At 58.0% G+C, this 24,464-nt stretch carries 15 protein-coding genes and 5 rRNA genes; 5 read left to right on the top strand and 15 right to left on the bottom strand.

All coding sequences use genetic code 11. The features are described 5' to 3' along the window. Nucleotides 1-93 precede the first annotated feature (93 nt). Nucleotides 94-1,140 (top strand): LacI family DNA-binding transcriptional regulator, encoded by a 1,047-nt coding sequence (locus tag BBAG_RS00220; protein ID WP_033509148.1) that lies wholly within the window; start codon nucleotides 94-96, stop codon nucleotides 1,138-1,140. A 146-nt stretch (nucleotides 1,141-1,286) separates the two neighbouring features. Here the strand turns inward: BBAG_RS00220 and BBAG_RS00215 are convergent, their stop codons facing one another. The 3 genes from BBAG_RS00215 to BBAG_RS00205 all read right to left on the bottom strand — a co-directional run bounded on the left by BBAG_RS00215 (nucleotide 1,287) and on the right by BBAG_RS00205 (nucleotide 4,074). After that, nucleotides 1,287-1,901: a DUF624 domain-containing protein gene (locus BBAG_RS00215; RefSeq protein WP_033509146.1), complete on the bottom strand. Its 615-nt coding sequence runs from the start codon at nucleotides 1,899-1,901 to the stop codon at nucleotides 1,287-1,289. 476 nt (nucleotides 1,902-2,377) lie between these two features. Next, on the bottom strand, nucleotides 2,378-3,220 hold the full coding sequence (locus BBAG_RS00210) for a carbohydrate ABC transporter permease (protein ID WP_003825355.1): 843 nt from the start codon (nucleotides 3,218-3,220) through the stop codon (nucleotides 2,378-2,380). Beyond that, on the bottom strand, nucleotides 3,220-4,074 hold the full coding sequence (locus tag BBAG_RS00205) for a carbohydrate ABC transporter permease (protein ID WP_033509144.1): 855 nt from the start codon (nucleotides 4,072-4,074) through the stop codon (nucleotides 3,220-3,222). The genes BBAG_RS00210 and BBAG_RS00205 overlap by 1 nt, the downstream gene beginning before the upstream one ends. Before the next feature lie 363 nt (nucleotides 4,075-4,437). Between BBAG_RS00205 and BBAG_RS00200 the strand changes: the two genes are divergently transcribed. Then, the gene (locus BBAG_RS00200; protein WP_003825353.1) at nucleotides 4,438-5,457 is read left to right on the top strand and encodes a LacI family DNA-binding transcriptional regulator; all 1,020 of its coding nucleotides are present in this window, start codon (nucleotides 4,438-4,440) and stop codon (nucleotides 5,455-5,457) included. A 273-nt stretch (nucleotides 5,458-5,730) separates the two neighbouring features. Here BBAG_RS00200 and BBAG_RS00195 read toward each other — a convergent pair whose 3' ends face one another. Together BBAG_RS00195 and BBAG_RS00190 are read right to left on the bottom strand one after the other, a co-directional pair. Continuing rightward, entirely contained in the window at nucleotides 5,731-7,059 is a 1,329-nt protein-coding gene (locus tag BBAG_RS00195) for an ABC transporter substrate-binding protein (protein WP_033509142.1), read from the bottom strand. 280 nt (nucleotides 7,060-7,339) lie between these two features. Further along, a complete protein-coding gene (locus BBAG_RS00190) occupies nucleotides 7,340-8,041 on the bottom strand; it encodes a histidine phosphatase family protein (protein WP_003825350.1) in 702 nt (233 codons plus the stop codon). 110 nt (nucleotides 8,042-8,151) lie between these two features. Between BBAG_RS00190 and BBAG_RS00185 the strand changes: the two genes are divergently transcribed. Together BBAG_RS00185 and BBAG_RS00180 are read left to right on the top strand one after the other, a co-directional pair. Beyond that, a complete protein-coding gene (locus tag BBAG_RS00185; protein WP_003825349.1) occupies nucleotides 8,152-8,529 on the top strand; it encodes a DUF4235 domain-containing protein in 378 nt (125 codons plus the stop codon). Between the two features lie 60 nt (nucleotides 8,530-8,589). After that, complete coding sequence (locus BBAG_RS00180; protein ID WP_033509157.1) at nucleotides 8,590-9,369, top strand: nitroreductase family protein; 780 nt, start codon at nucleotides 8,590-8,592, stop codon at nucleotides 9,367-9,369. A gap of 84 nt (nucleotides 9,370-9,453) precedes the next feature. Here BBAG_RS00180 and BBAG_RS00175 read toward each other — a convergent pair whose 3' ends face one another. From BBAG_RS00175 to BBAG_RS00155, 5 genes are all read right to left on the bottom strand, one after another. Then, nucleotides 9,454-9,705, bottom strand: a complete 252-nt coding sequence (locus BBAG_RS00175; protein ID WP_033509140.1) for a hypothetical protein — start codon at nucleotides 9,703-9,705, stop codon at nucleotides 9,454-9,456. 302 nt (nucleotides 9,706-10,007) lie between these two features. Continuing rightward, a 5S ribosomal RNA gene (gene rrf, locus BBAG_RS00170) occupies nucleotides 10,008-10,124 on the bottom strand. Between the two features lie 172 nt (nucleotides 10,125-10,296). Then, nucleotides 10,297-13,354, bottom strand: a 23S ribosomal RNA gene (locus BBAG_RS00165). A 424-nt stretch (nucleotides 13,355-13,778) separates the two neighbouring features. Beyond that, a 16S ribosomal RNA gene (locus BBAG_RS00160) occupies nucleotides 13,779-15,309 on the bottom strand. Together the 16S, 23S and 5S rRNA genes form the textbook arrangement of a ribosomal RNA operon. Nucleotides 15,310-15,974: 665 nt before the next feature. Further along, complete coding sequence (locus BBAG_RS00155) at nucleotides 15,975-16,559, bottom strand: phosphatase PAP2 family protein (protein ID WP_003827779.1); 585 nt, start codon at nucleotides 16,557-16,559, stop codon at nucleotides 15,975-15,977. A 323-nt stretch (nucleotides 16,560-16,882) separates the two neighbouring features. On the opposite strand from BBAG_RS00155, the gene BBAG_RS00150 reads away from it, so the two are divergent. Continuing rightward, nucleotides 16,883-17,320: a GNAT family N-acetyltransferase gene (locus tag BBAG_RS00150; RefSeq protein ID WP_003827778.1), complete on the top strand. Its 438-nt coding sequence runs from the start codon at nucleotides 16,883-16,885 to the stop codon at nucleotides 17,318-17,320. Between the two features lie 244 nt (nucleotides 17,321-17,564). On the opposite strand, the gene BBAG_RS00145 is transcribed toward BBAG_RS00150, so the two are convergent. From BBAG_RS00145 to BBAG_RS00125, 5 genes are all read right to left on the bottom strand, one after another. Further along, nucleotides 17,565-18,200 (bottom strand): ABC transporter ATP-binding protein, encoded by a 636-nt coding sequence (locus BBAG_RS00145; protein ID WP_003827777.1) that lies wholly within the window; start codon nucleotides 18,198-18,200, stop codon nucleotides 17,565-17,567. A 12-nt stretch (nucleotides 18,201-18,212) separates the two neighbouring features. Further along, nucleotides 18,213-19,436 carry an ABC transporter permease gene (locus BBAG_RS00140; protein ID WP_003827776.1) on the bottom strand — a complete coding sequence of 408 codons (1,224 nt, stop codon included), beginning with the start codon at nucleotides 19,434-19,436 and terminating at the stop codon, nucleotides 18,213-18,215. Then, nucleotides 19,433-20,800: an ABC transporter permease gene (locus tag BBAG_RS00135; protein WP_003827775.1), complete on the bottom strand. Its 1,368-nt coding sequence runs from the start codon at nucleotides 20,798-20,800 to the stop codon at nucleotides 19,433-19,435. The genes BBAG_RS00140 and BBAG_RS00135 overlap by 4 nt, the downstream gene beginning before the upstream one ends. Before the next feature lie 205 nt (nucleotides 20,801-21,005). Next, nucleotides 21,006-21,122: ribosomal RNA gene (gene rrf / locus BBAG_RS00130) — 5S ribosomal RNA — on the bottom strand. Nucleotides 21,123-21,294: 172 nt separating this feature from the next. Continuing rightward, nucleotides 21,295-24,352: ribosomal RNA gene (locus BBAG_RS00125) — 23S ribosomal RNA — on the bottom strand. Between the last annotated feature and the right edge of the window lie 112 nt (nucleotides 24,353-24,464).

The following is a 24,464-nucleotide window of genomic DNA, read 5'->3' as shown; positions in this document are numbered from 1 at the left end:
ACCATTGGCGCATTTCTTCCGGAAGGTCGGAATGCGCCAATGGTCGTAATATCGTTATCACAGCTTTTTCATTGTCACTTTCAGGAGGGATCCGTGACACAAGCAAGCATTCAAGCAGTTGCCCGTGAGGCCGGGGTTTCCGTATCCACAGTGTCACGCGCCTTCGCCAAGCCCGACCTTGTTCTGCCGGAAACACGCGAGCGCGTCATGGCCGCCGCGGAAAAACTCAACTACCGCATTTCCCGATCCGCTGCAGCACTGAAGTCGGGGCAGTCGTTCCGCATCGCACTGCTGCTGAGCGAATCCATCGTCACCTGGTTCAATTCGCGTATCTACGCCGGTCTTGATTCCGTCTTCCACCCGGCAGGGTACGACATCTCCGTATTCTCCATGACGAACGCCGACGAACGCCGGAACTTCTTCACCGACCTGCCGGTCCGCCGCAACGTCGATGCCGTTGTGGTGAGCTCCTTCAACATCGAACCGGATGAATCCCGCAAGCTCAAGTCCATGAATGTGCCGATCGTCGGCATCAACATTCCTTCGAACAACGGCTTCGACGCCGGCGTCAGCATCGACGATCACGCCGCCGAACATATCGCAGTGGATCATCTTGTCGCCTTGGGGCATCATCGCATCGCCTATATCGGCTATGACGAGATGGACGACCGCTCCGCGCTGCGTTATTCGGCGAGCGCCAGATTGCAGGGCTTTATGGACGCCTGCAACTCGTATCCGGGGGTCACGCCTATGCCGTTGTCCCTCGACCATGCCGGCGACCCGGCCAACGCAGTGCTTAACTGCATCATCTCCGCCTCCCCCGCCCCGTCTGCGGTCTGCCTGTGCGACGACGAGTTGGCGATTCCGGCATTGTTCCGTTTGCGTCAGTACGGTCGCCGCATTCCGCAGGATCTGTCGCTGATCGGTTTTGATGACAACCTATACGCCCCCAGCCTTGGCCTGACCACATTGCATCAGGATCCCTATGCCATGGGCGCCAAGGCCGCACAAAAGACGCTCGCCTTGATTTCCTCCGACAGCAAGCATCCCAGCGCCGCAGCCGAGCCTCGCTTCGAAACGCCGCAGGTACAACTCATGCTTCGCGAGACCACGGCACCGTATGTCGACCCCGACGCATGATCGCGCAGCCGCCGCACGCACTGCGATAAACGCGTAAGGCATACATTCGATATGCTTGGGCCCCAATCCCCTTGCCGGAGGGGATTGGGGCCCAAGCATATGCGCAATGCGAACGCCGTCATGCCATCGCCGGCATCCCTATCAACCTATTCTTCGCCGGACTTCAGGTATTGTGCGAAACCACGCTCCAACAACGGGATATGGCACAGGATCATCGTGCCGTACCCCATAACCACCAGCAGGAACAGCCCTTGCGGGAACAAGAACCAGCAGGCCGCCAGCAGGCCGACCCATATTGCGTCAAGGACGATCATGCCCACAGTAAGCAGAATATGGTTTATGCCGAATATAAACGCGTTTGCCAACGTGCGCCCGACCGTGTTCTTGAACCGGGCTTGCAGTGCGAACACCCATTCAAACCCGATTATCCAGACCAGAGTCAAGCCGATTTTCGGTACCAGCAATGGCGTGATCTGCAATACCACCCACGCATACGCCAGTGCCGCACCGGTAATGCCGAACACCGCCCACAGCGCCGTCGATTCGGCGAAGTTCGCACGGAACGCCGTGAAGTAGTTGCGGGTCACGCCCCCGGCTTCACCTTGCAGTGCGCGCCTGTTGGCATCATGGGCCGCGGTAATCGCGGCACCGACCGTCACTATGGGAATGGATGTGACGACCATCAGAATGTTGATCCAGATGGCATCCGTGAGATTGCGAAGCTCCTGCATGAACTTCGAATCAGGAGACAGAAAATTCACTGAGCGATGCTCCCTTCGTTGCGGCAAAGCCACCCCACTATGGCAAGATGACGCCCGGCAGATTCATTGGCAATACCAGCCTACACTGACGCGAACACCTGCCTTCGTGGCCGTTCCGTTGCGCTTGCGGAAAGGCCACGATGATGGCGGAAACGTCGCTTCGACCATTGTTTCGGCAACTCGCGGAGGCGAGATATGTTGCGGCGTGATCACGGCACCCATCACATGCCCCTCAGCATGGCATAACCGCCCTCCTGCGCTGCAACACAGCAAGCCCGGGCTTTCCCCCTCCTATACGTCGTTTCAGGCCCGTACGGCGGTTCTGCCGAGCCGTATTATGCACAACGGGATTGGGGCGGATGATCCGTACGGATCATCCGCCCCAATCCCGTTGTCAGGTGTTTGTCGGTCAGGAAGTTTTGTCAATCACCACCTTGTTTGGCTTTATAGTGAGGCAAGTGCGATGCCTGATTGCATCAGCCTTTCACCGCACCGGCCATTACTCCTTTGACGATGTACTTCTGGCAGATCAGGTAGAACACGATGATCGGGATGATGGCAAGAACCAGGCAGGCCATCATAGCGCCCATATCCACGGAGCCGTAGCCGCCCTTGAGGTACTGCACTGCGACGGAGATGGTCTTGTACTTGCCCAGATCAAGCGTCAGGTACGGCAGCAGGTAGTCGTTCCAGATCCACATGGCTTCAAGAATCGCCACGGACACGATGCTCGGCTTCATAATCGGCACCACGATCTGGAAGAAGATGCGCGGTACGCTCGCGCCATCGATCATGGCGGATTCCTCAAGCTCCTGCGGAATGCCCTTGATCACGCCGGTGAAGATGAACACGGCCAGGCCGGCGCCGAAACCGAGGTATACGATGCACAGGCCCCACGGGGTGTTGAGCTTGAGCATGTCGGCCAGCTTGGACAGGGTGAACATCACCATCTGGAACGGCACGATCATGTTGAACAGGAACAGCGTGTACAGCAGCTTGGCTGCCCAGTTGTTCACACGGACGATCCACCATGCGCACATCGAGGTGCACAGCAGGATCAGAGCCACCGAACCGACCGTGACCAGCAGGGTCCAGCCGAAGCTGGCGAAGAAGTTCGTGGTTTCGATGCCGCGCGTATAGTTCTCCAGACCGATGAACGCCTTACCGGCCGGGATGGAGAACGCGTTGTTGGAGATATACGCCTTCTGCTTGAACGAGTTGATGATGACCAGCACGATCGGGAAGATCCATGCCAGCGATACGACGGAGAAAAGAACGGTCCACAGCGCCGGGTGCTTGACCTTGTTGTTGTCGGTCATCAGGCCGCCACCTCCTTGCTTGTCGTGAGCTTGTTCTGGAGCAGTGCGATCACTGCCACCAGGATGAAGAACAACACGGCCTTCGCCTGGCCGACGCCTTCCCAGCCCATGCGTCCGTAGAACGTACGCGTAATGTTCATTGCCAGACCTTCAGACATGTTGCTCGGAGCACCGTTGGTCAACGCAAGGTTCTGGTCGTACAGCTTGAAGCCATTGGTCACGCACAGGAACGAGCACACGGTGATGGACGGCATCATCAGCGGAATGATGATCTTGAACATGGTCTGGGTGCCGTTCGCGCCATCCACTGCAGCGGCTTCAAGCACGTCGGTGGGCAGGGACTGCATGCCGGCGATGTAGATGATCATCATGTAGCCGATTTGCTGCCAGCAGACCAGAATAACCAGGCCCCAGAAGCCATATGTCGCGGAATAGGTCAACGCCTTGCCCCAGTGGGCCAGAATGCCGTTGAGCAGCAGCAGCCAGATATAGCCCAGGATGATGCCGCCGATAAGATTCGGCATGAAGAACACGGAACGAAACAGGTTCGATCCCTTGATCGCCTTGGTGAGCATGTAGGCGATGGCGAATGCGGCCACGTTGATCACGATGGTCGTTACGATGGTGAATGCGGTCGAGAAGCCAAGTGCATGCAGGAATTCCTTATCCTGCAGAGCCTTGCCGTAGTTCTTGAGACCGACCCACTCGCCGTCGGTCACCGTTGTGAACTCGCAGAAGCTCAGGTACACGCCCATAAGGAACGGCACCACGAATCCGATAATGAACGCTGCGAACGTAGGCAGTGCGAATAGCGCCCACCACCTCCGTATCGCCTTTCCAGCCATGCTAATCATGAAACACCACTTCCTCCTCCTTGAGTCCATAACACTGCATCGTGTATGGATTCCAATTTTATTGTGCTGGTGCACTTCCTGCATGCTCTGACGTGACGTGCACACCCTCATGCAAGACGTATTAGTATGGTACGTGTCGCGGAAACGTATGTCAAACGTTGTCATTTTCGGCGTTTCCCCCTTTGCCCCCGTCAACGTTCCCAGCGTGCGCATTTGTTGAAAGGATTATATTTTCTGCCATACGGCATTGGACTCCGTCAAATTGCAAACGTTTGTAAACGAAACGTTATCCCCCTTACATGCAACCCCATCGAAGTGTAAGCTGGGCACAGAAGCCGCTGTTTACTTAGCAAAGGGGGTTCCATGACCAGCAGCATTCAAGATGTGGCCAAGGCGGCAGGCGTTTCCATCTCCACTGTTTCCCGCTCGTTCACACGACCAGACCTTGTTTCCGCAAAGACGCGCAAACGCGTGCTGGAGATCGCCAATGAGCTTAATTTCTCACTGTCCCGTTCCGCCGCCGCGCTGAAGTCGGGCCGGTCGCTGCGCATCGCCGTCCTGATGAGCGGCCATATCAGTCTGTGGTTCACCGCTTCGGTTATCGAGGGGCTTAACGAAGTGCTCCATGCCGAAGGCTACGACATCTCCATCTTCCAAATCTCCAGCATCGAGGAACGCAAGGAGTTCTTCGACACCCTTCCGGTACGCCGCAACGCCGACGCCGTCATCGTCGTCTCCTTTGACATCGATGCGCAGGAGAGCGCGCAGCTTGCATCCGTCGGCGTGCCTATTATCGGCATCAACGCCGTCAAGCCCGAGGAACGCGGATTCTCCGCAGCTGTCAATATCAATGATGAACAGGGCTCCACACTTGCCGCCCGGCATCTTATCGCGCTTGGGCACCGCAACATCGCCTATATCAGCACAGACCGAGGCGTTTCCCTGTCCTTCTCCGTAAAGAGCCGTTTCAACGTCTTCTGCGATTGTTGCCGCAAGGAAGGCCTCGAACCGCAGATCGTGGTCTGCAAGGTCGATCATGACGGACACTATCAGATCGGCGACGTGGTCACGCAGCTGATGAGTTTGCCTCAGATGCCGACGGCTATCGCATGCCAGGAGGATGGCATCGCCTTGCCGCTGCTTTTCCAATTGGAGCGCAACGGGTTCGCCGTCCCCGGCGACATCTCGCTCATCGGCTACGACGATAGCTTCTATACGAACGACATTGGCCTGACCACCATTCGTCAGGATCCTGCCGAAATGGCGCGAACGGCCGCACGTATGGCACTGGATCTCATTCAGGGGCATGAGCTGTCCCCCGCATTCGTGGACGTTCCGGCACAGCTTGTGGTACGTTCCAGCACAGCCAGCGTGCGCCACTGATTTCCGCAGACCCTCTGTGCCCTGTTTCACCTAGCGTGAGGCGGGGCACAAGCATATGCAGGCGCTCTCGTCTCCTCAGCACCATGCTTCGGCATATGGCGGTGCTGCGGATTCTCATTCAAAAAGGGGTGATGGCCGCAGACCCGTCAAGGTCTGCGGCCATCACCCTTTGGAGAAGTTACATGAAGAAGAAGTTGTTGCAGAGAGGAAAAGCGACGACCGGGGAGAAGGAAACCGGTCGTCGCCGGTATTCAATTATTCAGCGGATCGGACTCAGTGAGAAGCCTTGTACTCAGTGGCCCAGTTGTCCACGAATGCGGTCTTCACAGCGTTCCAGTCGCCGGTGCCCTGAGCGTACTCAAGCAGAGCGTTGCCCAGCTTGTTCTTCCACTCTTCGGACGGCATCATGGTGAAGTTCCAGGAGACCTGGGTCTTGCCGGACTTCTGATCGTCCTGAGCAGCCTGGACCAGCGGGTTGTCGGACTTGACGTCGGAGAAGGACTTGAACGGGGTGGTGAAGCCCATGTCCTGGCTCAGCGACTTCTTGCCGGCGTTGGAGGTGATGACCCACTTCAGGAAGTCCTTGGTGGCCTTCTTGTCGGCATCGGAAGCCTTGTCATTGATGCACCAGTAGTTCTCGGAGCCAGTGGCCAGGCCCTGGTTCTCTTCGCCCTTGGCGCCAGTGTAAATCGGCATCATGCTGACGGAATCGGCCTTCATGCCGGCCTTCTGCAGATCGGTCCAAGCCCAGGTGCCGTTCTGGTAGAAGGCTGCCTGGCCGAGGGCGAACTCGGAGTTGGCGTCGTCACCGGTCTTGGAGCTCAGCTGCGTGCGATCGGTGGTGGAGTCGGTGATGTACAGGTCGAAGATGTTCTTGTACTCCGGCAGGTAGGTGCCCTTGATGGTCTCCGGCTGCTCGGTGACGTTGTCCTTGGTGAACTCGTAGTACAGCGGCAGGTTGGCCAGATGGGTCTTGAAACGCCAGTCGGAGCTGGAATCGAAGCCAGCGGAGGTGAAGGCGCCCTTGATGCCGAGCTGGTCCTTCTTGGCCTGCATGTCGTCGGCGACGGCCTTCAGGGTGTCGAAGTTGTCGATGTCGTCGACGCTCTTGATCTTGGCACCATCGGTGGCGATGTACTTGTTGAGGATGTCCTTGTTGTAGATCAGGCCGTAGGTTTCCATAACGTACGGCACGCCGACGACCTTGTCGCCGTCCTTCAGCGCCACATCCTTGTTGATGAGCTGGTTGTAAGGCTCGGAATCCTTCATATCGGCGGTGTAGCGCTTCCAGTTCTGGTAGCCAACAGGGCCGTTGACCTGGAACAGGGTCGGGGCTTCGGTCTTTGCGATCTCGGACTTCAGCGTCTGCTCGTAGGTGCCGGAGGCTGCGGTCTGAACCTTGACCTCGACGCCGGTCTCCTTGGTGTATTCCTTGGCCAGAGCGGCCCACTCATCGGCTTGTTCCGGCTTGAAGTTCAGATAATAGACCTTGCCCTTGCCGTTGCTGGAGCTGGAATTGGAGCCACATGCGGCGAGCGTGCCCAGAGACATTGCGGTGATAGCAACCAGACTAACCGCTGCCTTCACATTACGATTCATCATCGAACCTTTCTCTTCCTTTTTGTGTTCCCTCCCTCGAACATTTTTAATATTCAAGGGCGAGGCGTCAGCTTCGGCGCCGACGACGTTTATCTCGACAGCACCCATTATGGCGCATCTTTCGATTTCTTGCAAACGATGGCAAAATTGGCGTGCCGAAACGCCCGTGACGCACAGACATGCACTGAGAAATCTGCGACACCGCGGCACTGCCAGGCATATTACAAATACCGGCCAAACGAGCGGATTAAGGGACAATCACCGACGCAAGCGCACCGCATGCTCAGCAATTCCAGCGTTCGATGACACGATCGCCCTTGTACAGGCTCAACACCGAGTAGTGCGCCGTATCCAGTCTGAGCAAACGCCCGAACCCCGGCTCAAGCCCAAGCCACTGCGATGTAAGAATGCGAAGAATGTGCGCGTGCGCGACCAATAGCACATCATGGCCGGCTTCAATAAGCGGAACGACCTGCTCGATGGCATTACACGCACGGGCCGCAGCCTCGTCAAGGCTTTCGCCGGCACCCGCGTGCACGTGCACACACGTGCCGTCGGGAAGACGTTCCTCCCAATCGGCATTCATGGATTCAGGAAGCGAGGTCGGGCCATCGCTCCACACATTCCAATCAAAACCGCCCATATCACTGACCGTCTGACGAGTACGCCCCTCCGCACGCCCGTAATCCCACTCGGCGATGGCATCAAGCGTACGAATATGAGAAAACCCGGCCAGCCGCGCCGTCTGCTGAGCTCGCTTCAACGGGCTGGCGAATACGCAATCATCATCGAAACCCTGCGGGAAGGCCATCCGAAGCCGTTCTCCGGCCGCTACTGCCTGCTGCTCACCTACTGCGGTCAGGGGAATATTCGTACGCCCCGTATGCTGGCCGGATTCGCTCCACACGGTTTGCCCATGACGGAGCACGACCAGACGTCCAGCTGTTGTCATGGCAGCATTGCCATTCTGTCCGTTTTCGCTCATAGTCACACTTTACCCCGCATGCCGCCGCCGACCTATCAGCGTAGGGTTTTCAGCGAGTCGAGCGGCTTTTCGCCACATCGCAGTGCGCTCACGGCAGTAGACTGGTGTATATGAGTGACGAAACCTACAATGCAACCGGTTCGACCGCGGATCGTGCTGTCGAGACGCTCCATCGTATTGACGATAAGGTCGCGATGCTGCGCAAACAGCGCCTGGAAGACCCGGATTCCGCCACCGACAAGCTCATTAAATCCGTTCTGCCCGCCATTACCGGCATGGTTGCCGGCAAATTATTCCAAGTGACTTGGGACAGGGCGCAGGCACGACGGAAGGCATCTTCCGGCGAATCTTCCAGCAACGCCAAAGGACTGATGATGAACATCGCTTTCGCTGCGGCATCCGCTGCATTGGGAGCCGTGATCTCCACACTGTCCGATCGCGGATCGCAAGCATTGGTTGATTTCCGGCATCGTAAGCATCATCGGTGAGCATTATTCGATAATCGAATATCGATTGCATCATCCATGAAATCGCGTGACAATGGCGGTATGACTGAACTTATCCATAACACCACGATCGATACGCTCCTTGAACGCCGATCCATCCGCAAATTCAGCAACGAAGCACTGAGCAGCGAAGTTATCGCCACATTGGAAACCGTGGCCCAGCATGCGCCTTCGAGCCAGTTCCTTAACGACTGGTCCGCCATACGCGTCACCGATCCCGATATCAAAAACCAACTCGCGCACATCGGAGGGCAGCCTTACATTGCGCAGGCTCCTCTGCTGTACGTCTTCGTACTCGATGAACATCGCAATGCCGCAATCGCACGTTCCAAAGGCGTTGAGACGGGCGATGACGCGTTCACACTGACCTCCAGCTATCGGTACACGCAGGCTCAGAACGACGCAGTGCTGGCGCTGCATGCCATGGAAACAGCCGCATACTCCCTTGGCCTGGGTTGTGTGGTTCTTGGGTCGATTCTCAACGATGCCGCCGCATTGGTTGACCTGCTGGGACTCCCCGAGTACACGTATCCGGTATTGGGACTGGCCATCGGAAAACCGGACCAGGAGCCGGCCCTGAAACCGCGTATGCCGCGTTCGATGCAATTCTTCGAGAATGAATATCCTTCAAGCGATGAACGTCTTCTCTCCGGCTTGGATACTTTCGATGACGAAGTGCGTCAGTATTACGATCTGCGCAATACGGAACGACCGGTCGATGCGTTCAGCGATCAGATCGCCGTGAACGCCGTGGATGCGGCTGTGCTGAACAAGTCCGTTCTGCCGCTTGCGCAGCGGCAGGGATTCCGTCTGGATCGATAAGGATATACGACGAGGAGGGGCTCGTCTGCGGTCTTTGCATGCAGACAAGCCCCTCCTCGTATATTTTTTCGTATCACTGGTGCACTACCGTCTACGTGGCTTATAGCCCTTCTTACGAGAGTGTGGCTTCATTTGCTGATTAAGTGGCGCGTACCTATAGCTTGATTGCGGATCGCGGTGCGTCAGATGCCATGTACCGCAAAACTCGCATCGATATACCCACAGTTCGGTTCCACGCTCGCGCCAACTCTGGTCAGCTGCCTGTTGGGCTGTGGCTTTGTCGTGGTACATGATCTTGTTTGATTCAACGCATCGTTTAGGTACGAAATAGTGCATAGTGTCACATTAGTGTAGTCAGGCAAAGCGACGATAGGATTCTGGTCAAACGGTTTTGAATGTTGATGGAGTTATACTGCTTTGGCATGTTCGGCCAGTACTTTTGGGTTCTACCCCTGCAATACGCAGACCGCATGTCAGTTGTTTAAATCCCGTGCCCGTTGGCTCGTATGGGTTCCGGCCCGGCGTCCCCGGGGGATGCGGGGCTGCGTCGCCCGGCCCGCGCGTGCGTGCGTGGGGGGGAAACGAGGAACCCCCCGGGAGCCCGTGGGGGCTCGACCGGGGGGAACCGTATCGTGTGAAAGCGGCGGCGCGCTACTCTCCCACACCCTCTCGGGTGCAGTACCATCGCCGTGCAGGGCCTTAGCTTCCGGGTTCGGAATGGGACCGGGCGTCTCACCCTGGCCATGGCCGCCGCAAATCTTGTCGACCTTCCCCGGGAAGGACCCCGGGGGGATCGGACCGTGACGGTCCGGGAACCGGACAATGGACGCGAAAAACTGTCTTGTGACGCATTCCGGACGCTCCCTGCCGTGGGGAATCATCCGAAGGACGCAATACGGGCCACCACCCGGAAACCCGGATGATGGAGTATGATTGCCTTTCCCCCGTTAGTACCGGTCAGCTCCACCCCTTGCGGGGCTTCCACGTCCGGCCTATCGACCACGTGTTCTACATGGGGGGTCGCGCGGCCCGAGGCCGCGAGGAATCCTAATCTCGGAGCAGGCTTCCCGCTTAGATGCTTTCAGCGGTTATCCCTTCCGAACGTAGCCAACCGGCCGTGCCGCTGGCGCGACAACCGGCATACCAGAGGTTCGTCCACCCAGGTCCTCTCGTACTATGGGCAGGCCTCCTCAGGATTCCAACGAGCGCAGAGGATAGAGACCAAACTGTCTCACGACGTTCTGAACCCAGCTCGCGTGCCGCTTTAATCGGCGAACAGCCGAACCCTTGGGACCTGCTCCAGCCCCAGGATGCGACGAGCCGACATCGAGGTGCCAAACCATCCCGTCGATATGGACTCTTGGGAATGATCAGCCTGTTATCCCCGGGGTACCTTTTATCCGTTGAGCGATGCCGCGTCCGTACGCCGGCACCGGATCACTAGCTCCGACTTTCGTCCCTGCTCGACCCGTCAGTCTCGCAGTCAAGCTCCCTTGTGCGCTTACACTCGCCACCCGATTGCCAACCGGGCTGAGGGAACCTTTGAGCGCCTCCGTTACTCTTTGGGAGGCAACCGCCCCAGTTAAACTACCCGCCAGGCACTGTCCCTGAGCAGGATGACTGCTCGAGGTTAGACATCCAATGCGAACAGAGCGGTATTTCAACGACGGCTCCTCACGGGCTGGCGCCCATGACTCGTAGCCTCCCGCCTATGCTACACAATCCACACCGAATGCCAATACCAAGGTATAGTAAAGGTCCCGGGGTCTTTTCGTCCTTCTGCGCTTAACGAGCATCTTTACTCGTACTGCAATTTCGCCGAGCTCCTGGTCGAGACAGTGGGGAAGTCGTTACGCCATTCGTGCAGGTCGGAACTTACCCGACAAGGAATTTCGCTACCTTAGGATGGTTATAGTTACCACCGCCGTTTACCGGGGCTTGAATTCACCGCTTCGCCCGAGGGCTGACGGATCCTCTTAACCTTCCGGCACCGGGCAGGCGTCAGTGCATATACAGCGGCTTTCGCCTTCGCATGCACCTGTGTTTTTGGTAAACAGTCGCTACCCCCTGGCCTGTGCCACCCCCCGCCGCTCCCGGGGCAAGCCCGTTCACAGCAGGGGGTCTCCCTTAAACCGAAGGAACGGGAGCAATTTGCCGAGTTCCTTGACCAGGATTCGCTCGATCGCCTTGGTATTCTCTACCTGACCACCAGTGTCGGTTTGGGGTACGGGCGGCATTGGCCCTCGCGCCGAAGCTTTTCTCGACGGCAGGGATCACCGGATATCGGCCCATAAGGGCCCCATCATCGCACCTCGCCCACACGCCGCACGGATTTGCCTGTGCGACGGGCTGCGTGCTTGACCACGGAAAACCACCTCCGCGGCCGGCTACCCGTCCGTGTCACTCCTGCGCTGCCCTACTGCCGGGCGGTTCCCAACGCGCCGGACCCACACCCACCCGAAGGAGGGCACGGAACCGGAACGGAGGTTAGCAACCCGGTCTCGGACCGGTCGGTCCAAAGCCGGTACGGGAATATCGACCCGTTCGTCCATTCGACTACGCCTGTCGGCCTCGCCTTAGGACCCGACTAACCCGGGGACGATGAACGTGGCCCCGGAACCCTTGGTCATCCAGCGGCGGGGATCTTCACCCCGCTCTCGCTACTCATGTCTGCATTCTCACTCCCGTGCGGTCCACGACAGGCTCACGCCGCCGCTTCGCCCCGCACGGGACGCTCTCCTACCCAGTACAGAAGTACTGCCGCGTCTTCGGTGGTGTGCTTGAGCCCCGCTACATTGTCGGCGCGGAACCACTAGACCAGTGAGCTGTTACGCACTCTTTCAAGGATGGCTGCTTCTGAGCCAACCTCCTGGCTGTCTATGCGACTCCACATCCTTTCCCACTTAGCACACGCTTGGGGACCTTAGACGACGATCTGGGCTGTCTCCCTCTCCACGACGGAGCTTATCCCCCGCCGGGTCACTGCCGCGATACGCATCACGGGTATTCGGAGTTTGGTTGCTGTTGGTACCCGGTATGGGCCCGCAAGCATCCAGTAGCTCTACCCCCCGGATGTAATCACGCGACGCTGCACCTAAATGCATTTCGGAGAGAACCAGCTATCACGGAATTTGATTGGCCTTTCACCCCTAGCCCCAGGTCATCCCCTCAGTTTTCAACCTAAGTGGGTTCGGTCCTCCACGCGGTCTTACCCGCGCTTCAACCTGCCCAGGGCTAGATCATCCCGCTTCGGGTCCAGGGCACGCGACTCAAAACGCCTTTTGAGACTCGCCTTCGCTACGGCTCCCCCACCCGGGTTAGCCTCGCCACATGCCACTGACTCGCAGACTCATTTTTCGATAGGCACGCCGTCACCCCTCAGGGCTCCGACGGTTTGTAGGCGCACGGTTTCAGAGACTATTTCACTCCCCTCCCGGGGTACTTTTCACCTTTCCCTCACGGTACTCGTTCGCTATCGGTCAGACAGGAATATTTAGGCTTATGCAACGGTCTGCACGGATTCGCACGGGATTCCACGGGGCCCGTGCTACTTGGGAGAACCCATCGGAAGACCATGTCCCTACGGCTACGGGGCCATCACCCTCTGCGGCCCGGTATTCAACCCGGTTCGCCTAAGACATGGTTTTGTGACTCCCGCCCGGCGCGTCGGCACCGGGACAGGGCTTCCCACAACACCCAGGACGCAACCCCCGACGGGTATCGCGCGCCCCAGGTTTGGCCTGATCCGCTTTCGCTCGCCACTACTCACGGAATATCCTCTCCTGCAGGTACTGAGATGTTTCACTTCCCTGCGTACCCCCCGCCCGAAGGCGGTGCCGGCCCATGACGGCCGGCGGGTTTCCCCATTCGGAAATCCTCGGATCAAAGCCCGGTTGGCGGCTCCCCGAGGCTTATCGCAGCCTCCAACGTCCTTCATCGGTCCTGTCTGCCAAGGCATCCACCCCACGCCCTTGCAGGCAACCCATACACCCGTACGGGACCCGCAAGACGCCCTATCGGCAAATTCCCAGACGACAAATCATCACATCTGAAATGATCACAAAACGATCGACGAACAACAATAAACAAAACATTCAAATGAAGTTCGATCGAAAAACAATAGAAGCAAAACGAAGGCCAAAGGCCTCCGCCTCGCTCGCGTCCACTATCCAGTTCTCAAACCACCACGCGCCACGCGCCCACGCACACCCCAAGGGGACGCGCGCACCACGCATGGGCAACGAACCGCACCACGGGAAAAACCCGCGGGGTGGCGGTCCGGGAGCCCAAAAGCATGCCCATACCATGCAAGCCGCATGATCTCTTCCACACCAGCACCCGCGACACGGCACGACCATCGCGCCGGCGCGGCACACACTGTCCGAAAACACGGACTGCAATCTCCGTAGAAAGGAGGTGATCCAGCCGCACCTTCCGGTACGGCTACCTTGTTACGACTTAGTCCCAATCACGAGTCTCACCTTAGACGGCTCCCCCCAGCGAACTGGTTGGGCCACCGGCTTCGGGTGCTACCCACTTTCATGACTTGACGGGCGGTGTGTACAAGGCCCGGGAACGCATTCACCGCGACGTTGCTGATTCGCGATTACTAGCGACTCCGCCTTCATGGAGTCGGGTTGCAGACTCCAATCCGAACTGAGACCGGTTTTCAGGGATCCGCTCCATGTCGCCATGTCGCATCCCGTTGTACCGGCCATTGTAGCATGCGTGAAGCCCTGGACGTAAGGGGCATGATGATCTGACGTCATCCCCACCTTCCTCCGAGTTAACCCCGGCGGTCCCCCGTGAGTTCCCACCATCATGTGCTGGCAACACGGGGCGAGGGTTGCGCTCGTTGCGGGACTTAACCCAACATCTCACGACACGAGCTGACGACGACCATGCACCACCTGTGAACCCGCCCCGAAGGGAGGCCCCATCTCTGGGGCTGTCGGGAACATGTCAAGCCCAGGTAAGGTTCTTCGCGTTGCATCGAATTAATCCGCATGCTCCGCCGCTTGTGCGGGCCCCCGTCAATTTCTTTGAGTTTTAGCCTTGCGGCCGTACTCCCCAGGCGGGATGCTTAACGCGTTAGCTCCGACACGGAACCCGTGGAATGGGCCCCACATCCAGCATCCACCGTTTACGGCGTGGACTACCAGGGTATCTAATCCTGTTCGCTCCCCACGCTTTCGCTCCTCAGCGTCAGTAACGGCCCAGAGACCTGCCTTCGCCATTGGTGTTCTTCCCGATATCTACACATTCCACCGTTACACCGGGAATTCCAGTCTCCCCTACCGCACTCCAGCCCGCCCGTACCCGGCGCAGATCCACCGTTAAGCGATGGACTTTCACACCGGACGCGACGAACCGCCTACGAGCTCTTTACGCCCAATAATTCCGGATAACGCTTGCACCCTACGTATTACCGCGGCTGCTGGCACGTAGTTAGCCGGTGCTTATTCGAAGGGTACACTCACCCGAAGGCTTGCTCCCCAACAAAAGCGGTTTACAACCCGAAGGCCGTCATCCCGCACGCGGCGTCGCTGCATCAGGCTTGCGCCCATTGTGCAATATTCCCCACTGCTGCCTCCCGTAGGAGTCTGGGCCGTATCTCAGTCCCAATGTGGCCGGTCGCCCTCTCAGGCCGGCTACCCGTCGTAGGCTCGGTGGGCCGTTACCCCGCCGACTACCTGATAGGACGCGACCCCATCCCATACCGATAAAATCTTTCCCAGACCACCATGCGATGGACTGGAGCATCCGGCATTACCACCCGTTTCCAGGAGCTATTCCGGTGTACGGGGCAGGTCGGTCACGCATTACTCACCCGTTCGCCACTCTCACGGCCGGAGCAAGCTCCAGCCGATCCCGTTCGACTTGCATGTGTTAAGCACGCCGCCAGCGTTCATCCTGAGCCAGAATCGAACCCTCCACAAAAAAACTTCGCGAAGGGAATCAACATGTGACTCCCAAAATAAAGAAAATCGACTTCGCCTTATAAGGAAAGGCGCTATCGCACGAAAACCCCGCCGACCTTCAAGGCCCCTCGGCCACTCCCCAACGGGAAGCGGACGGCGGACTGGCAATCATTGACTTGCATAAAGTAGTACAGACACGCTCTTGAGTTCTCAAACCACCACCGCACCGGACCGGAAGCACCAGCCCCAAGGGGAAGCACCCCGTGCCGAGCAGCAAGAGAAAAACTTACACCAACACCGGCACACACGCAACCCCGACCCACACGAACACCCCCAAAACCATTGGAAACACACGCAAACACCGGCGTGTCGAAAACACCCCCGGAACACCACGAACGGCCCGGAAAAACGGAACCCAACCCCCGGGGACACCACGAACGAACGGAAAACAAACCCGAAAAACACGGAAAACGACACAACCGCGTCTTGCAATGCATTATCACCGTTTACCAGGCAAATAAGGACAGACAAGGAAGGAAACAGGGAGGCCCCGCGTGCGCACCATACGAATCGGCGTGGTCGAAGACGACGGGTCTAATCAGTCATTCACCATGCTGACGCAAACTGTGTGAAATCCCTTGCCATATCCCAAACGCCTATACATTTCGTCAACGGCGCACGATTTTACCGCTCCCCCGCACTTTCGTATGCGTTCCATACACACCACACGGCGCAGGAAATGAGTGGACAGATGATGGCGAAAATAATCACGTCGGTCGGATAGTGCAGGCCGAGCAGCAATCGCGAACAGGCGACCGCCACGACAAGCGCGACAGCGCCGATGATCGCCCTGCGGAGGAACGCCCGTCTTCTGTTTGCACGACCGTCACCTTCTCCATCGGGGAAGCATATGCGCGCGAAATTACGCGCGGCAAGAATCATCATTACCGATACGATCACCGCGGCTGCCGTATGACCACTCGGAAAACTTGGATCGCCCGGCAACAGACCACTGCCAGCGGACGTGATCGGACGGGGGCGTTCGACCAGCCATTTGACGCTGATCACGTACAGTATCGGTGCCGCCGACACGGTGACATCGCGGATAACAACGCGCCTGCTGCGGGTAATACGCGAATCGACAGCAGCGAGCGCGGCGACGATTGCGATGCAGCCTACCGTTGAAAACAGGTGCGCAAGTACCGTGGAGCAGTCGCGCAACCCTTCTGGCAGCACCGCTAAAGCCTGCAAAATATTGGTTTCATGCATTGTTGAGATTGCCGAATTGCGCAGTGCGACGCCAATCGCAGGCACAATGCCGCACAATATGTGCGGTTGCGGCTACCACAGCTGCCGCTCTCGCGATACTTCCGTTCTTCATATGCATGATTCCAGTTAAGCAGAGTTCACTGTGCCGTTGCCGTGTGTTCACATCCGGGGCATCCCCGAAAATCGACGGATTATCTTTCAGGGTGCTTCCACGGCACGCACGCCGCAAACGACCATGCATCGCAAATATGGCATACCCTCACAGGAAATACCGCAAACGATGCGAGAATCGGGGTTGGCGTTCAAGAAGAAAGGAAGGGAATATGACCGAACCGACAGCAATGACCATACGCCATATGATAATCGAGGATTATCCGCTGGTATACGGACTGTGGACACGATGCTCAGGTTTCACTATGAAGGATATAAACGATTGCAAGAATGCGATAAAGGCGTTTCTCGAACGCAATCCCGACACCTGTTTCGCAGCCGAGGACGATGATGGAAGGATTATTGGCGCGATTCTTGCCGGCCACGACGGAAGACGATCGCGCATCTACCACACGGCGGTCGACCCCGACGTGCGCGGTAGGGGCATTAGCTCGATTTTGGTGGGCCGCGTGGTTGAAGCGCTTCGTGCGATCGGCCTGCCGAGAGTCGCTGTCGGAGTGCCCGCAGACAACGATGCCGGCAACGATTTCTGGGAGCGGCAGGGTTTTGCAGTCCGTGACGATTTGGTTTATCGGGAACTGCCGTTGTAATAACGAGCCATCCATGATGCCGTGCACGTCGCCCCAGCCCACGTTGTTCGCGGACAGCGAGTAGCAGCCGGTCAGCATGCCGCCCCGCCCATGGACACGTAGGCAACAGCGATGCCGCGGTCCAATGCGTTCATTGCGTGGTGCAGCAACCACGCGTCAAGAGGATCCCTGCCGCGATGGGAGTCTGAGAAATCATTGATGGCGGATCACTGTTCGTACGGAAGACGCGGTCTGTGCGAGCGAGCTATGCTTTGGCTAGTTTCTTACGTCTGAGGGTGTAAACGGCATCGGCGGAACCGGCGACACGCTTGGAATGCGTCACTACGATGACGCATTTACCGAGTTGATGGGCGGCATGCCGCAAAAGATTAATCACCTCATCAGTCATTTCCGGATCCAGGTTGCCAGTCGGTTCATCCGCCAGAATCGCGCGACCGGGCGCCACTAGGGCACGTCCGACCGCCACCCGCTGACGTTGGCCACCCGACAAGTGCATGATATTGCGTTTCGATTCCTCACGGCTCAGCCCCAGATCCTCGAGAATCTTCATATCAGCCTTGGGATTGACCAGGCGCAGATTCTCTTCGGGGGTGAGATAGTCAATCAGATTATGGTCCTGGAACACCAGAGATACGTGCTCGCGACGGTGCCTTGAGTAACCCGTCGTGACTATATCCTCGCCCTCAAAACGAACCACTCCATCAGAGGGGGCATCCAAACCGGCCAACAGGGACAACAAAGTGCTCTTTCCCGCTCCCGATGGGCCGGTTATCGCATACATCTTTCCGAATTCGAAATCTGCATTCACATCCGAAAGAACGCGGATCTTCGCCGCGCCATATGAGTAATTGACATGGTCCAATTGCAGACAGACGGTCATGATTAATATCTCCTAACGCATAGAGGAAAGAATTGATTTCGGGGATTTGGCCAGCACTGCGGCGCACGACACGGCAAGCGCGATCGCGATGACCGCGCATCCGAGCAGCAGGATAAGCAGCGTCTGTTCTGGCGGCAGAGCCTCCACCCGCAATGATTCAAGAGGCGCGACTCCCGAATCGTGCAGCAGGAGCGAAGACACGTATCCAGACAATAGGGAGCCTGTGCCCAGCGAGCACAGGGCGGCGACCACAGCCATGAGACCGGTTTCGATTGCAAGCTGGGCAATAATCTGCATCTTGCCGATGCCGAGAGCCAGAAGGGTGCCTATCTCATGGATACGTGAGCGGATCCAGAAGACAAGCGCCATGCCCAGTACCAACACATCAGCCAGGCAAACGGACAACAGCACCATACGGACCAGGTCGCGCACCGTTTCCACCGACTGCAGCACGCCGGAAAGCCGCGCCGAGTCATCGGTGACGACATACTTGCTTCCAGCGATTTTTTTTGCTTGGGCCACTGCGGCGGAGAGAGCCTGCGGATTATCCGAGAGGCACCGAATCGTGCCGACCCGTTCCTCTCCAGTCAGCGCGGAAACCACTTGGACACCCGAATAGATAAGATTCTCCGATGCGTCCGATGGCATAGGGCTCTGTGCCTGCACATTGCCAGAGAAGATTCCGGCCACGCGAACGGTGGAATCGCGGCCCTCCTGATTGAGACGGAATGTTGATCCCACCGATAGCCCATTCTCATGTGCGAAATCCCGGTGAATCAGTACGTTCCGGCCATTACTTGAAATGTGGTGCCCTTGTTCCAACCGGTACAGACCGCTTTGGAACTCTTCGGACAATGAGGAATCAGTGGTACCTAGCACGCTGACCTGCGTGGATAGACCGGAATCCAGTCGAGGACCACGTTCAGGGACAACCGGATGCGCACCATCCACCCCTGCCAGGGTTTTACGCTCGTAAACGGTTTTCCCTACGCCGGGGATGCGCGAGAACCGGCTCGCTTCCTTTGGACTTGCAGGATTCTCGCCTGTGTCGATGGTAAAACCTATTCCCATGCTTCTGGCGATATCGTCGGACATGTTCTGAAGCGCCGTTGACACTCCAACCTGAGCCACAAGACTGGTGAAAACCGTTAGCATCAGCAGTCCGATGATTCCGCTGCGTACCGGTTTACGTATGATTGCCAGCGTGGCACGCTTCCACACGTTCATGCTCGTCATCGGAACTCCGACAGGCTTCGCGGCGACTTGCGCAGCATCGGTATGCATGATACGGCGATGCATACCAGCATCACCGCCAGCAGGCCGAGCGATACATACAGTACGGAGGTTGCGTCGATTGATACCGTGAGCGAATCCAAGGTGCGAACCGACATATTGGATTCGAGATCGCCGCCGACCTGCCCCATGCTGCTCAGCTCCTTCGCCGCGGAGGCGTTCACGGAACGGAGGGCCGAGGTGCCAAGCCATTGGGCCACTCCTCGTGCACACAACCATCCGAAGACCAGGGACGGCAGGCCGATCAGCATCATCTCGGTTAGATATTGGGCGACCAGGGATGGCTTGCCGATGCCGAGGGACACCAATACGCCCATCTCCTGACGTCGATCGTTCATCCACAGTAAGAGCATGAGACTGAGAACTATCACAGCCGAAATGGTCACGCCGATCAAAGCGCTGCGCATCATGGAACGCACACCTCGGGCGGCATTCAGCATGCTCGACGTATATTGATCATTGCGCGTGATCTGGTAGTTGTTCCAATCCACTGGAAGTTTCTTCGCCGCTTCCATGGTTTTCTCCACGTCGACACCCTTGGCTAGGACGAAAGTGGCATCCTGATATATTTTCTTGCCGGCCTTGTACTGGTACAAAGCACTTGTAGTGTCCAAGTCGGTGTACACAGTGTTGGAGGTGAGTTCCGCGCGGCTGGATACTTTTCTGTCGCTGTCTCCTTTGAATATTCCAATGATGGTGGTTTTGACGGTTGCCGTCGAATGCGACTCATTGTCGACATCATATGGATTGGCCTTGAGCGTGAGGGTATCGCCGACTTTAAGCCCATTGGTTTTGGCGAGATCCTCATGGACCATCGACATATGCTTATCGGATGCCTTGAGATGACGCCCTTCGGTCATGCCGAGCGTGTGCGACGTGAACACATTGAGTTTTGACGAATCGTTTGTGCCTATGACATTGGCCGTATTGCCGAACTGCTGCTCTTTCTCCGCATCGTAATCATCGCCGCCGGGGACCTTCACTACGCTGGCTCCCACGAGATCGGCGGTGGCGTTCTGCCTGACCATGTACGAGTCGACCCCGGGCAGCTTCGAGATTCGTTGCACATCGGCGGGACGAACCATTCCGCCTCCGCGAGGTGTCAGCATGCTGCCTTGCAGGTTACTGGCCAGCACGAATCCGCCGACCGCCTGTTTCTCAATCTGCCCGGCCTCATGCTGAGCCGCCCGAGAAACTGCGGTCGCGGACAGCATACTCGCCGTTATGATGGTCAGCACAATGAACAGCACCGCGGTGCGCACTCGTTTTCTGAACACATAGCGCACCGCCCGTGAGATGAATGTCATTAATACCCCTTGTAAAGATGGGACCTTCTCATCCGAAACAATGAAATCTAATTCGATTCTTCGATTGGTTATTCGCCAATAATACATGGTTTGCCCCCGTTGTCTAAACGAAAGTGCAACACCCGTTAGATTGGAGATTGTCCAGGAAACGAGGAACCCCCCGGGAGCCCGTGGGGGCTCGACCGGGGGGAACCGTATCGTGTGAAAGCGGCGGCGCGCTACTCTCCCACACCCTCTCGGGTGCAGTACCATCGCCGTGCAGGGCCTTAGCTTCCGGGTTCGGAATGGGACCGGGCGTCTCACCCTGGCCATGGCCGCCGCAAATCTTGTCGACCTTCCCCGGGAAGGACCCCGGGGGGATCGGACCGTGACGGTCCGGGAACCGGACAATGGACGCGAAAAACTGTCTTGTGACGCATTCCGGACGCTCCCTGCCGTGGGGAATCATCCGAAGGACGCAATACGGGCCACCACCCGGAAACCCGGATGATGGAGTATGATTGCCTTTCCCCCGTTAGTACCGGTCAGCTCCACCCCTTGCGGGGCTTCCACGTCCGGCCTATCGACCACGTGTTCTACATGGGGGGTCGCGCGGCCCGAGGCCGCGAGGAATCCTAATCTCGGAGCAGGCTTCCCGCTTAGATGCTTTCAGCGGTTATCCCTTCCGAACGTAGCCAACCGGCCGTGCCGCTGGCGCGACAACCGGCATACCAGAGGTTCGTCCACCCAGGTCCTCTCGTACTATGGGCAGGCCTCCTCAGGATTCCAACGAGCGCAGAGGATAGAGACCAAACTGTCTCACGACGTTCTGAACCCAGCTCGCGTGCCGCTTTAATCGGCGAACAGCCGAACCCTTGGGACCTGCTCCAGCCCCAGGATGCGACGAGCCGACATCGAGGTGCCAAACCATCCCGTCGATATGGACTCTTGGGAATGATCAGCCTGTTATCCCCGGGGTACCTTTTATCCGTTGAGCGATGCCGCGTCCGTACGCCGGCACCGGATCACTAGCTCCGACTTTCGTCCCTGCTCGACCCGTCAGTCTCGCAGTCAAGCTCCCTTGTGCGCTTACACTCGCCACCCGATTGCCAACCGGGCTGAGGGAACCTTTGAGCGCCTCCGTTACTCTTTGGGAGGCAACCGCCCCAGTTAAACTACCCGCCAGGCACTGTCCCTGAGCAGGATGACTGCTCGAGGTTAGACATCCAATGCGAACAGAGCGGTATTTCAACGACGGCTCCTCACGGGCTGGCGCCCATGACTCGTAGCCTCCCGCCTATGCTACACAATCCACACCGAATGCCAATACCAAGGTATAGTAAAGGTCCCGGGGTCTTTTCGTCCTTCTGCGCTTAACGAGCATCTTTACTCGTACTGCAATTTCGCCGAGCTCCTGGTCGAGACAGTGGGGAAGTCGTTACGCCATTCGTGCAGGTCGGAACTTACCCGACAAGGAATTTCGCTACCTTAGGATGGTTATAGTTACCACCGCCGTTTACCGGGGCTTGAATTCACCGCTTCGCCCGAGGGCTGACGGATCCTCTTAACCTTCCGGCACCGGGCAGGCGTCAGTGCATATACAGCGGCTTTCGCCTTCGCATGCACCTGTGTTTTTGGTAAACAGTCGCTACCCCCTGGCCTGTGCCACCCCCCGCCGCTCCCGGGGCAAGCCCGTTCACAGCAGGGGGTCTCCCTTAAACCGAAGGAACGGGAGCAATTTGCCGAGTTCCTTGACCAGGATTCGCTCGATCGCCTTGGTATTCTCTACCTGACCACCAGTGTCGGTTTGGGGTACGGGCGGCATTGGCCCTCGCGCCGAAGCTTTTCTCGACGGCAGGGATCACCGGATATCGGCCCATAGGGGCCCCATCATCGCACCTCGCCCACACGCCGCACGGATTTGCCTGTGCGACGGGCTGCGTGCTTGACCACGGAAAACCACCTCCGCGGCCGGCTACCCGTCCGTGTCACTCCTGCGCTGCCCTACTGCCGGGCGGTTCCCAACGCGCCGGACCCACACCCACCCGAAGGAGGGCACGGAACCGGAACGGAGGTTAGCAACCCGGTCTCGGACCGGTCGGTCCAAAGCCGGTACGGGAATATCGACCCGTTCGTCCATTCGACTACGCCTGTCGGCCTCGCCTTAGGACCCGACTAACCCGGGGACGATGAACGTGGCCCCGGAACCCTTGGTCATCCAGCGGCGGGGATCTTCACCCCGCTCTCGCTACTCATGTCTGCATTCTCACTCCCGTGCGGTCCACGACAGGCTCACGCCGCCGCTTCGCCCCGCACGGGACGCTCTCCTACCCAGTACAGAAGTACTGCCGCGTCTTCGGTGGTGTGCTTGAGCCCCGCTACATTGTCGGCGCGGAACCACTAGACCAGTGAGCTGTTACGCACTCTTTCAAGGATGGCTGCTTCTGAGCCAACCTCCTGGCTGTCTATGCGACTCCACATCCTTTCCCACTTAGCACACGCTTGGGGACCTTAGACGACGATCTGGGCTGTCTCCCTCTCCACGACGGAGCTTATCCCCCGCCGGGTCACTGCCGCGATACGCATCACGGGTATTCGGAGTTTGGTTGCTGTTGGTACCCGGTATGGGCCCGCAAGCATCCAGTAGCTCTACCCCCCGGATGTAATCACGCGACGCTGCACCTAAATGCATTTCGGAGAGAACCAGCTATCACGGAATTTGATTGGCCTTTCACCCCTAGCCCCAGGTCATCCCCTCAGTTTTCAACCTAAGTGGGTTCGGTCCTCCACGCGGTCTTACCCGCGCTTCAACCTGCCCAGGGCTAGATCATCCCGCTTCGGGTCCAGGGCACGCGACTCAAAACGCCTTTTGAGACTCGCCTTCGCTACGGCTCCCCCACCCGGGTTAGCCTCGCCACATGCCACTGACTCGCAGACTCATTTTTCGATAGGCACGCCGTCACCCCTCAGGGCTCCGACGGTTTGTAGGCGCACGGTTTCAGAGACTATTTCACTCCCCTCCCGGGGTACTTTTCACCTTTCCCTCACGGTACTCGTTCGCTATCGGTCAGACAGGAATATTTAGGCTTATGCAACGGTCTGCACGGATTCGCACGGGATTCCACGGGGCCCGTGCTACTTGGGAGAACCCATCGGAAGACCATGTCCCTACGGCTACGGGGCCATCACCCTCTGCGGCCCGGTATTCAACCCGGTTCGCCTAAGACATGGTTTTGTGACTCCCGCCCGGCGCGTCGGCACCGGGACAGGGCTTCCCACAACACCCAGGACGCAACCCCCGACGGGTATCGCGCGCCCCAGGTTTGGCCTGATCCGCTTTCGCTCGCCACTACTCACGGAATATCCTCTCCTGCAGGTACTGAGATGTTTCACTTCCCTGCGTACCCCCCGCCCGAAGGCGGTGCCGGCCCATGACGGCCGGCGGGTTTCCCCATTCGGAAATCCTCGGATCAAAGCCCGGTTGGCGGCTCCCCGAGGCTTATCGCAGCCTCCAACGTCCTTCATCGGTCCTGTCTGCCAAGGCATCCACCCCACGCCCTTGCAGGCAACCCATACACCCGTACGGGACCCGCAAGACGCCCTATCGGCAAATTCCCAGACGACAAATCATCACATCTGAAATGATCACAAAACGATCGACGAACAACAATAAACAAAACATTCA

Origin of the sequence: Bifidobacterium angulatum DSM 20098 = JCM 7096 (assembly GCF_001025155.1) — a bacterium.
GTDB lineage: Bacteria > Actinomycetota > Actinomycetes > Actinomycetales > Bifidobacteriaceae > Bifidobacterium > Bifidobacterium angulatum.
This window is presented reverse-complemented; position numbering and strand designations above follow the sequence as displayed.

Coding starts and splice junctions, on each gene's coding strand:
- BBAG_RS00140 (WP_003827776.1), bottom strand. CDS start 19,436: ATGACGAGCATGAACGTGTGGAAGCGTGCCACGCTGGCAATCATACGT.
- BBAG_RS00205 (WP_033509144.1), bottom strand. CDS start 4,074: ATGATTAGCATGGCTGGAAAGGCGATACGGAGGTGGTGGGCGCTATTC.
- BBAG_RS00175 (WP_033509140.1), bottom strand. CDS start 9,705: ATGCACTATTTCGTACCTAAACGATGCGTTGAATCAAACAAGATCATG.
- BBAG_RS00195 (WP_033509142.1), bottom strand. CDS start 7,059: ATGATGAATCGTAATGTGAAGGCAGCGGTTAGTCTGGTTGCTATCACC.
- BBAG_RS00190 (WP_003825350.1), bottom strand. CDS start 8,041: ATGAGCGAAAACGGACAGAATGGCAATGCTGCCATGACAACAGCTGGA.
- BBAG_RS00150 (WP_003827778.1), top strand. CDS start 16,883: ATGACCGAACCGACAGCAATGACCATACGCCATATGATAATCGAGGAT.
- BBAG_RS00155 (WP_003827779.1), bottom strand. CDS start 16,559: ATGCATGAAACCAATATTTTGCAGGCTTTAGCGGTGCTGCCAGAAGGG.
- BBAG_RS00145 (WP_003827777.1), bottom strand. CDS start 18,200: ATGACCGTCTGTCTGCAATTGGACCATGTCAATTACTCATATGGCGCG.
- BBAG_RS00185 (WP_003825349.1), top strand. CDS start 8,152: ATGAGTGACGAAACCTACAATGCAACCGGTTCGACCGCGGATCGTGCT.
- BBAG_RS00135 (WP_003827775.1), bottom strand. CDS start 20,800: ATGACATTCATCTCACGGGCGGTGCGCTATGTGTTCAGAAAACGAGTG.
- BBAG_RS00200 (WP_003825353.1), top strand. CDS start 4,438: ATGACCAGCAGCATTCAAGATGTGGCCAAGGCGGCAGGCGTTTCCATC.
- BBAG_RS00210 (WP_003825355.1), bottom strand. CDS start 3,220: ATGACCGACAACAACAAGGTCAAGCACCCGGCGCTGTGGACCGTTCTT.
- BBAG_RS00180 (WP_033509157.1), top strand. CDS start 8,590: ATGACTGAACTTATCCATAACACCACGATCGATACGCTCCTTGAACGC.